The organism is Novosphingobium sp. FG90, assembly GCF_057808725.1.
Genome location: NZ_JBMDIO010000031.1, coordinates 47,362 through 56,656, shown reverse-complemented (window position 1 = coordinate 56,656; position 9,295 = coordinate 47,362). Strand labels below are relative to the sequence as shown.

The following is a 9,295-nucleotide window of genomic DNA, read 5'->3' as shown; positions in this document are numbered from 1 at the left end:
CACCATGAATCAGAACTTACGCGACTTGGGAATCCTCTTTGTCAACATGACCTAGTGATCGACAGTTCGCGGATCAGCCGCGCGTCGGCCTGCTCCCAGTAGGCGACGCGGTCGGTCAGTTCCTTCTGGTTGACGATGACCAGCAGGTCGAAATCCGACTGGTAGCCCTTGGCGGTGTGCGGCTCGTCCACCCATCCGCCCCGCGCATAGCTGCCGTAGAAGATGACCTTGAGGATGCGGCCCAGCTTGCGCGGGCCGGTCGGCTCGCCGTGGGCGTCACGGAATTCCTCGAACAGGATCTGCAGCACCCGCTCCAGATCGCGGCGCTTGGCTGGCGGCAGATGATCGAGGTCGTTGGCGCATCCCGGAATGCCGGTTCGATGGCGCTGATCGCTGCGGCGAGGCAGGCTTCCTCCTCCCTCGCCGTGATCCCCAGCCGCAGGGAGATCGCCTCGTAATCGAGGCCATCGAGGGTGGAGAGGACATAGACGGCCCGCTGCTCCATGGGGAGCGTATCGAGCGCCGCCACGACTCGCGCGCGCATCGTCGCAAAAGGATCAGGCTCCCGAAGGCCAGATATTCGGCCTTGTTCAGCTTGCGTTTCACATCGTGCGCCAGAGCATAATAGTTGGCGAAGCCACGCAGTTCGGCATTGTAGGCGGCAGCGATCTCTACATCGCTGGCGTAGAGCAGCGCGGGCCGGTGAGGAAAGGAGTGAGAAGTCATGGCTGACCGTCAGAGCCTTTATGGCGAAGTTACCGCACGTGTGATCGCCGAGTTGGAAGAAGGACGTCTTCCATGGGTGCAGCTCTGGGACAAAGCCCGGTGCCCTTGCGCGATGCCGCATAACGCCGTGTCCGGACACCATATCGAAGAACCGGCGACACTTGTCATGCCGCCGGTCCACCACTCGGGGTTACGCCGCCTGCGGCATCCGCTCTTCGGCCTCGACGACGGGAGTATCCTCCGCATCGGTATCGACGGGGTCATCCGCCTCGACCTCCGCCGCCTCCTGCCCCACCGCCAGCCGCGCGGCCAACCGCTGGGCGCGTTCTGCGCTGCCGACCCCGCCCCGTTCCATGTAGGAACATGCCGGGAAGGCCATCCAGCGCGGCACCCAGCTATCGCGTTTCACCCTCCCGTTGGTCCCGGAAAGGCAATCGCGCACGATACCGCGCTGAACCTTGGTGGTGGCCTTGGCGTTCTGCGCAGCAATGCCCTCGGCCAGCAGATGGCCCATGACCTCACGGTCCCGTACCGCATCGAGCAGGGCATCGTCTGCCTGCCAGACATCAGCCATAGCGACGCCCATGTGCTGCCCAGCAGTTCGATCAGGCCCGTGCCGACATCCAGCCGCCCTTCGCCTTGGAACAGACCGAATGCTCCCAAGGATGGAACGTCTCGCCCTTGGGCATGACGACAACTTCGCCCCATCCGGCATCGCGATACTGCTCTACCCGATTTTCGACTTCGGGCACCTGAAGTAACCAAAAGGCGTCGGAAGAGGCGAAATAGGCCTCATTTCCGCACAAATCGGCGATGATTTCAATTCTGTAATCGGCCGGATCGAACAGCGCCGAGCCGACCGGGATCGAGGCTCCGCCCAGCAGCCACGCCTTGAGCCACGCCCCGGTCGGTGCCGTGGCCCGCTCGTCGTCGTGCAAGGCCAGCCATTCCTTCTGCTTCGCGTTGGATATCATGGTGAGATGCCGCAGCGACACCGCATCAATGCCGTACGCCCGGTAGAGATTGCGCAAGCGCGGGATCAGGTTGCCCAGCGCCAGCGTGCTGTTCACCTGCAAGGTCGTCAGCCCGAAGGTCAGGGCGATGCCGTCCACATCGCGGCCTTCCCGGACCAGCCGGGTGAACGTCTCGCAGCGGGTCATCTCGTCGGGATCGAGCCGGGCGATGTTCTCGATCAGCGAGGCTTCCAGTGCTGCCGCATCGTCCCCCGGCTCGATCACCGCGCAGGGCAGGTCTTCGATACCGCCGCCTTCTTGCACCACGGCCAGAGCCGCATGAAACCTGCGCTTGCCTGCCAGAATCTCGTAGGCCGGTGTATGCTCGCCAGCCGCAGATCCGCCTCGGTAAAACGGCCCTTCCTCATGCGTCTGCTCCTTCTCGTGGACAGACTCCACATCAGAATGAGGGACCTTGCGGGGGCAGGTCAGCTGAGATAGCGACACATGCGAATATCTGGTCTCGTTGCTGTCGCCTCTCTTTTGACCAAGGTGACAGTCTGATCAGAAAGACAAGCTACCTCGAATTTGGATGCAGACAGGCAATAGTTGCTTCAGAATTGGAGGTTGTTCCGTGACCCTAAATGCGAGCATCAAAGTACCATTGCGCCATCCCTTTAGCGAAGGTGGCAGCAATGCACATAACCATGTTTCGTCGAATTTCTTGCCTGCACTCAACCGCAATCCTTACCATCGCACTTACCTCATTTAGTTCAGCCGCATCAGCGGAAAATCTTTCAATAGAACCACCAGTCACAACTGAATTAATTGCTAGCAATAATTTTAACTTGGCCGACATTTCGAATACTCAATTGAACCACGATACGGAGGAACTTGCACCGCACTTCGGACCCACCGAGCCTTCTTTGCCGACATCAGATGAAGCCGCATCTCCGATCGTAGTGGATGGCGAGAAGGAAAAGAAGGTAGCGGTCGAACGACCGAAAAAGGTTAAGGAGCTGGCGCCAGATCTTGCGGAGTGGGATCGCCGTTTGATCGCAATGGGCAAAACCCCGCCCCAAAGAGGATGGAGCAAGACGCTCGCCCGGATGGAAATCGCCTACCATGTGATCCACACCATCGAAACCCTGCAGACACTGGAGTGCATGAATCGCCCAACATGCCACGAAACGAACCCAATGCTCGGGCGCAGGCCCAGCAAGAAGACGATATTGCTGTTCTCCGCTGGCACAGCGCTGGGTGTAAGCCTTATTGGTCGTGCCGCAGCAAAGACAGATCGATCAATTGCAAAGGTCTGGCTCGGGGTTCAGACTTCTATGTCCGGACTTTGGGTGACTTTAAATTACAACCAATTGAAATGATTATACGCAGCTTGCCTCCCGGGAATTCCTTGCTCATAGGGAGAGTCTTGGGGGCGAGTATCCCCAATGCTGGCCTGCACAAAGGCGGCGTGATACTGTGCTAGCGCGCAGGTTGTTTGCGACATCACGTCATGTTCAACAGTTCGGCATTCGCCAAAACCTAAAGCGGCAAAATAATAATTATAGTTCCAAAAATATTTCGTTAAGCATCTACACGCTCGCAACCTTCTTCGGTTGCACCGTAATCCCCCTTTGTTCCCGTTATTGCTCTTTTATAAAAGCAGACTTTGGGCAGCGACGAAGACCATAACCCGAGAACCCGTGACAGCGCAGTTACAGTTTCGTCCTCGAGCTCATTGACCCCATTTCCAAGACGCGAAATTGTTATGGGCGAAACGCCAACAGCGGTCGCAAGCGCGCGGGCATTAGAGCGGTTTCCACACGAACTGAATCGTTGGGGATTCCCTTTCGCTTGCCGATGTGATTCACGCTTTTTGCTGGTTGGAGGAGGCCAGCATGGATGGCGCGAACGCTTTCACAGGATCTTCGGGACAGGGTCCTCGCGGCGATTGATGGTGGGTTGAGTTGCCGCGCGGCAGCGGATCGCTTTGGTGTCAGCGCGTCGAGCGCGATCCGTTGGCGGCAACTTGCCCTGCAGCATGGCCATGCCGTCGCCAAGCCGCGCGGCGGAGACCGGCATTCCGGCAGGATCGAGGCCCATGGCGGCTTTATCCGGGATTTGGTTGCCGAGCAGGGCGACATGACCTTGGTTGAGATCCAGGCGCGGCTGTTCGAGCGGGGCGTGCCGGTTGGGATTGGCACGCTGCATCGCTTCTTCGTGCGCCACGCGATCACGCGGAAAAAAAGACTGGGCACGCGATCGAGCAAGACCGCCCCGACGTCCTGAAGCAACGCCGGCATTGGTTTGACGGCCAACTCGATCTCGCCCCGGAACGCTTGATGTTCATCGACGAAACGTGGACCGCGACTAACATGACCCGCAGCCACGGCCGCTGCCCCAAAGGCGAGCGACTGCGGATGGGCTTCCCGCACGGCCACCGCAAGACCACCACCTTGGTTGCCGGGCTGCGCATGACCGGCATGGTCGCGCCCATGGTGCTCGATGGACCAATCAACGGCGACTGGTTCGAAGCCTATGTAGCCCAGATCCTCGTCCCGGAACTGCGGCCCGGCGACGTCGTCATCATGGACAATCTGTCGAGCCACAAGCGCGCGTCGGTGCAGGTGCTCATCGAGACCGCTGGCGCGACCCTGCGCTTCCTTCCGCCCTACAGCCCAGACTTCAATCCGATCGAGAAAGCGTTCTCCCGCCTCAAAGCCATGCTGCGAAAAGCCGGCGAGCGGACCGTCTCTGGCCTGTGGGACCTCATCGGCAGGCTCGTCGATATCTTCAAGCCGGCCGAGTGCGCCAATTACTTCAGTTCTTGCGGATACGAACCGGAATGAGCGGAAACCGCTCTAATGTCAGATTTGAGGATCGGTTGCGGGGCACTTGAGTGGCTAGCTTGGGCAGATTGCCGTCAGGAAGCCCGTCTCGTCAACCCGCCAGATCGGCTGGAACGGCCCGAAGGCGTCCCCATCCCAGTCCACGCCCTCGAATTCTTTCCACTCGGCCGCGCGCACCATGCCCGGCCGGGCCTGCGTCAGCGCCAGGAAGCGCGAAGCGAGCTTCGTCACCGGCGACGCCCCACTCGCCTCGGCAGCGATCAGCACCTCGCGCGCCTCGGCCGGATCGGTAAGAGCGGGCTGCCTGCCCTTCTTCTTCATCGGCTGGAGCGCTTTCAGCACCACGGCGGCCGGATCTTCCTTCGCGATGCCTTCGCCTATCGCATAGACGAACACGGCCGACACGCGCTGACGCAGCCGCCGCGCCGTCTCGATCGATCCGCGCGCCTCCACCCGGCGCAGCATCTTCAGGATCGTGGGTGCATCGATGCTGGAGAGCGTCAGCTTTCCGATATGGGGGAACACATCTCGCTCGAGGCTGGTGATCACGTCCGTCTGGTGCACCGGCGTCCAGCGATCTTTCTGCAGGTCATGCCAGCCGCGCGCGATCGTCTCGAAGCTCAGCGCCGCCGCCGTCTCGATTCGCTCCTGCTCCTTCGCCTCCTGTCGCCGCTTGCGCGCGCCCGACGGGTCTTCGCCCTCGCGCAGCTTCGCCCGCGCCTCGTCGCGTTTAGCGCGGGCCTCGCTCAGCTTTACCTCGGGGTATGGCCCGAACGTGAGCAGCTTCTCCTGCCCGTGGAGGCGGAATTTCATGCGCCAGGACTGAGCCCCGTCTTCGTGATGTAGAGGTATAGGCCTCCGGCGTCGGCCAATTTATAAGGCTTCTCTCGGCCTTCCGCGTTCCGGACTTCCTTGTCTGTCAGCATGGCGCTCGGGGTATCGTACCCCCTCCTGCCCTTGATACCCCGACTAGTACCCCATGATACCCCTTGCAGGGAAGGAACAAAACGGGATCGATTGGGACAAGGTATAGCCGACCAAACGCAGGAAATCAGCCCCTTGCGGGACTGATCTGGACCGTTCTGGATGGGTTTGTGGCGGAGCGGGAGGGATTCGAACCCTCGATACGCTTTTGGCGTATACTCACTTTCCAGGCGAGCGCCTTCGACCACTCGGCCACCGCTCCGCATGCACTGGTAAGGAGGCGGCCACTAGCGAGTCGCGCGGGGTTTCGCAAGCGGTGTGGTGATGGCATGAAGCCTTCATGCGCAAATTCCTTTCCGCCCTTTCGCTTGCCGCCCTCGCCGCGCCCTCGCTGGCGGCTGCCGACAAGCCGGTGACGCCCAACGACGTCATCGATGCCGCCCCCGCCTCCGACTGGCAGCGCATCGCGCCGGGCGACCTGATGGTCATGGATCTCGCGCCCGGTGCCAAAGGCAAACCGCGTCGCGTGGTGATCCAGTTGATGCCCGCGCCGTTCTCGCAAGGGTGGGTCGGGAACATCCGCAAGCTGGTGGCCGCGCACTGGTTCGACGGGATCGCGGTCGTGCGGGTGCAGGACAACTACGTCGTGCAGTGGGGCGATCCCGATGGGGAGACGCCGGGCAAGGCGAAGGCGTTGCCCGCAGGATTGGCGGTCGTGCCGGAACGTTCCTATCAAGTCACGTTGTCCCGTGACCCAAACGATTGGCCCGAAACCGATCGCCGTTGGCCCAAGATCGCCGGACACATCCATGCACTGCAGCAGGTGATGAAGCGCTTTGATCAGGCCAGTCCGGCAGAGCGGAGCCCGGACGCCTATGCGCGCGCAGCAATGTGGGGCTTGGGGTGGCCTGTCGCCACCAACGGAGCCTCTTACTGGCCCGTCCACTGCTATGGCATGGTCGGCGTCGGTCGCAATCTCTCGCCTGATACCGGCACCGGGGCGGAGCTCTACACCGTGATCGGGCAGGCGCCGCGCCAGCTGGACCGCAACATCGCGCTCGTCGGGCGGATCATCGCGGGGATGGAGCATTTGTCCTCATTGCCGCGCGGGACGGGGGCGCTGGGCTTCTACGAAACACCGGAAGAGCGCACGCCGATCGTCTCGGTGCGGATGGGCAGTGAGGTGGCTGGCCTGCCCGCCTACGAATACCTCTCCACCGAAAGCGCCAGCTTCGCCGCCTACATCGACAAGCGCGCGAACCGGAAGGACAGCTTCTATATCCAGCCCGCAGGCGGGGTGGACGTCTGCAATGCTCCGGTGCCGATCCGAATGGTTAAACCTTGAGCACATACAGCGAGCATCTTCACCACACCGGCCGCCTGTGGCGCTGGACCGGCGGGGCGAACAACGGCACCTGGCACTTCCTCACCATCGACGGCGCGGCGGGCGAGGCGCTTTCGGGCACCGCGATCATGCGCAAGCTGGAAGGCACCGCGCGAGGGTTCGGCTCGCTCAAGGTCAAGGCGCGGATCGGCGCGACCGAGTTCGCTACCTCGGTGTTCCCAAGCAAGTCCGACGGCGGCTGGCTGCTGCCGGTCAAGGCCGCCGTGCGCAAGGCGGAGGGGGTCGGCGAAGGGGATGAGGTCGAGGTTTCGCTGACGTTCTGAGCCCCCTCCACCACTCGCTTCGCGAGCGGTCCCCCTCCCCGAGCAAGCTCGGGGAGGAATTAGATGCGTTCGGCGTCGGCTACCGCTTCGCTGGCGCGCAGGGCGCCGACGATGCGGGTGAGGTGCGCGAGGTCGGAGACTTCAAGGTCCACCTCGTAAGTGCCGAAGGGCTCGTCGCGCTGGGTCATCTGCAGGTTGGTGACGTTGGCACGGTTGCTGGCAAGGATCTGCGTCACTTCGGCCAGCGTGCCCGGACGGTTGTAGAGGATCAGTTGCAGCCGTCCGACCGCGCCAGTGGTCCGCTCGCCCCATGACAGGTCGAGCCAGTCGGCATCGACGCCGCTGGCCAGCGTCATGCAGTCGATCGCGTGAACTTCGACTTTGTGATCGGGGCGGCGCAGGCCGACGATGCGGTCGCCGGGGACCGGGTGGCAGCATTCCGCCAGCTCGAAGCCGACGCCCGCCGTGAGGCCGCGGATCGAGATCGCCCGCTCGGTGCGGGTCCATTCGGGATCGTCGGGCAGTTCCGCCGTGCTGCCGGGGACCAGCGCTTCCATCACCTGACGGTCCGACAGACGGCCCGAGCCGATGGCGAACATCAGGTCTTCCTCGTCGCGCAGGTCCAACCGCTCGACCGCGTGGGCGAGCGCCTTCTTGCCGACGCGCTGCGGCAGGCGACCGGCGATCTCGTCGTAGAGCTTGCCGCCGATCTCGGCCACTTCAGCGCGTTCCTTGGCGCGGACGGCGCGGCGGATGGCGGCGCGGGCCTTGCCGGTGACGACGAAGCCCAGCCACGAAAGCTGCGGCTCCGACGTGGTGCTCTTGATGATCTCCACCACGTCGCCGTTGGCCAGCTGCGTGCGCATCGGCACGTGCCGGTTGTTGATCTTCACGCCGACCGCTGCGTTGCCGAGATTGGTGTGCACCGCATACGCGAAGTCCACCGCCGTCGATCCCTTGGGCAGCTGGAACAGCGCGCCCTTGGGGGTGAAGGCGAAGATGCGATCCTGATAGATCGCCATCTTGGTATTTTCGAGCAATTCCTCGGCGTCGTGGCTGGCATCGACGATCTCGATCAGGTCGCGCAGCCAGCCGACCTGCCCGTCGGGCCGCGCGCCGCCCTGCTTGTAGGCCCAGTGTGCGGCGAGGCCGAATTCGTTGAGCCGGTGCATCTCGCGTGTGCGGATCTGTACTTCGATACGCATCGAGCGCTGGAAGATCAGCGCCGTGTGCAGCGACTGGTAGCCGTTCGACTTGGGCGTCGAGATGTAGTCCTTGAAACGACCCGGGATCATCTGCCACGCCTGATGCAGCACGCCGAGCGCGCGGTAACAGTCGTCCACGCTGTCCGTCAGGACGCGGAAGGCCATGATGTCGGTGATCTGCTCGAAGTTGACGTGGCGCTCGGCCATCTTGCGCCAGATCGAATAGGGGTGCTTCTCTCGGCCAGAAACCTCGACGTTGAGGCCCGCCTCGGCCAGCACCTGCTTGATCGACAGCGCCAGTTCGTCGACCTGCCCGCCCTCCTCGCTGCGGATCTGCGCGAGGCGGCCGGTGATCGTTGCGTAGCCTTCGGGTTCCAGCTGTTCGAAGGCGAGCAATTGCATCTCACGCATGTATTCGTACATGCCCACGCGCTCGGCGAGCGGGGCGTAGATATCCATGGTCTCGCGGGCGATGCGGCGGCGCTTGTCCTCCTTCTTGATGTAGTGGAGGGTGCGCATGTTGTGCAGGCGGTCGGCCAGCTTGACGAGGAGGACGCGCAAGTCCTCGCTCATCGCGAGCAGGAACTTGCGCAGGTTTTCCGCCGCGCGTTCGCTCTCGGTCATCACCTCGATCTTGGAGAGCTTGGTGACGCCGTCGACCAGCCGCGCGACGTCGGGGCCGAACAGCTTGTCGATCTCCTCGATCGTCGCCAGCGTGTCTTCCACCGTGTCGTGGAGCAGCGCGGTGATGATGGTCTGCTGGTCGAGCTTCAGCTCGGTCATCAGGCCCGCCACTTCGACCGGATGGCTGAAATAGGGGTCGCCACTGGCGCGTTTCTGGGTGCCGTGCTTCTGCACGGTATAGACGTAGGCACGGTTCAGGAGGGCCTCATCGGCCTCCGGGGCGTATTCCTTGACGCGTTCGACGAGTTCGTACTGGCGGAGCATGTCGGCTTGTCATGTCAGGTTT

8 protein-coding genes, 1 tRNA gene and 3 pseudogenes are annotated in these 9,295 nt (G+C 62.6%); 5 read left to right on the top strand and 7 right to left on the bottom strand.

Features of this window, described 5'->3' with window-relative positions:
* Window positions 1–56: 56 nt before the first annotated feature.
* A pseudogene (locus ACODRZ_RS21010) lies at window positions 57–371 on the bottom strand (nucleotidyltransferase domain-containing protein); the annotation flags it as partial.
* A gap of 62 nt (window positions 372–433) precedes the next feature.
* Window positions 434–544, bottom strand: a pseudogene (locus ACODRZ_RS21005) (sigma factor-like helix-turn-helix DNA-binding protein); the annotation flags it as partial.
* Between the two features lie 180 nt (window positions 545–724).
* Between ACODRZ_RS21005 and ACODRZ_RS21000 the strand changes: the two are divergent.
* Window positions 725–856 (top strand): annotated as a pseudogene (locus ACODRZ_RS21000) (ArdC-like ssDNA-binding domain-containing protein); the annotation flags it as partial.
* Window positions 857–916: 60 nt separating this feature from the next.
* Here the strand turns inward: ACODRZ_RS21000 and ACODRZ_RS20995 are convergent.
* Together ACODRZ_RS20995 and ACODRZ_RS20990 are read right to left on the bottom strand one after the other, a co-directional pair.
* The gene (locus tag ACODRZ_RS20995; protein WP_488973160.1) at window positions 917–1,300 is read right to left on the bottom strand and encodes a hypothetical protein; all 384 of its coding nucleotides are present in this window, start codon (window positions 1,298–1,300) and stop codon (window positions 917–919) included.
* A gap of 31 nt (window positions 1,301–1,331) precedes the next feature.
* On the bottom strand, window positions 1,332–2,006 hold the full coding sequence (locus ACODRZ_RS20990; RefSeq protein WP_488973157.1) for a ParB/RepB/Spo0J family partition protein: 675 nt from the start codon (window positions 2,004–2,006) through the stop codon (window positions 1,332–1,334).
* Window positions 2,007–2,374: 368 nt separating this feature from the next.
* Between ACODRZ_RS20990 and ACODRZ_RS20985 the strand changes: the two genes are divergently transcribed.
* Window positions 2,375–3,061, top strand: a complete 687-nt coding sequence (locus ACODRZ_RS20985; RefSeq protein ID WP_488973158.1) for a hypothetical protein — start codon at window positions 2,375–2,377, stop codon at window positions 3,059–3,061.
* Between the two features lie 520 nt (window positions 3,062–3,581).
* Window positions 3,582–4,528, top strand: a protein-coding gene (locus ACODRZ_RS20980) for an IS630 family transposase (protein ID WP_488986234.1) whose coding sequence is annotated in 2 segments (ribosomal slippage) — window positions 3,582–3,918 and window positions 3,918–4,528 — 948 coding nt in all. Because the reading frame shifts where the segments join, the coding sequence is not laid out codon by codon here.
* A gap of 54 nt (window positions 4,529–4,582) precedes the next feature.
* On the opposite strand, the gene ACODRZ_RS20975 is transcribed toward ACODRZ_RS20980, so the two are convergent.
* Both ACODRZ_RS20975 and ACODRZ_RS20970 read right to left on the bottom strand, forming a co-directional pair.
* Window positions 4,583–5,341, bottom strand: coding sequence for a tyrosine-type recombinase/integrase (locus tag ACODRZ_RS20975; protein WP_488972528.1), 759 nt, complete (start codon window positions 5,339–5,341; stop codon window positions 4,583–4,585).
* A 282-nt stretch (window positions 5,342–5,623) separates the two neighbouring features.
* Window positions 5,624–5,714: transfer RNA gene (locus ACODRZ_RS20970), tRNA-Ser, on the bottom strand.
* 78 nt (window positions 5,715–5,792) lie between these two features.
* Between ACODRZ_RS20970 and ACODRZ_RS20965 the strand changes: the two genes are divergently transcribed.
* The gene (locus ACODRZ_RS20965) at window positions 5,793–6,797 is read left to right on the top strand and encodes a peptidylprolyl isomerase (protein WP_488972527.1); all 1,005 of its coding nucleotides are present in this window, start codon (window positions 5,793–5,795) and stop codon (window positions 6,795–6,797) included.
* Window positions 6,794–7,120: a DUF1905 domain-containing protein gene (locus ACODRZ_RS20960; RefSeq protein WP_488972526.1), complete on the top strand. Its 327-nt coding sequence runs from the start codon at window positions 6,794–6,796 to the stop codon at window positions 7,118–7,120. The genes ACODRZ_RS20965 and ACODRZ_RS20960 overlap by 4 nt, the downstream gene beginning before the upstream one ends.
* Before the next feature lie 59 nt (window positions 7,121–7,179).
* Here the strand turns inward: ACODRZ_RS20960 and ACODRZ_RS20955 are convergent, their stop codons facing one another.
* Complete coding sequence (locus tag ACODRZ_RS20955; RefSeq protein ID WP_488972525.1) at window positions 7,180–9,273, bottom strand: RelA/SpoT family protein; 2,094 nt, start codon at window positions 9,271–9,273, stop codon at window positions 7,180–7,182.
* Window positions 9,274–9,295: the final 22 nt, after the last annotated feature.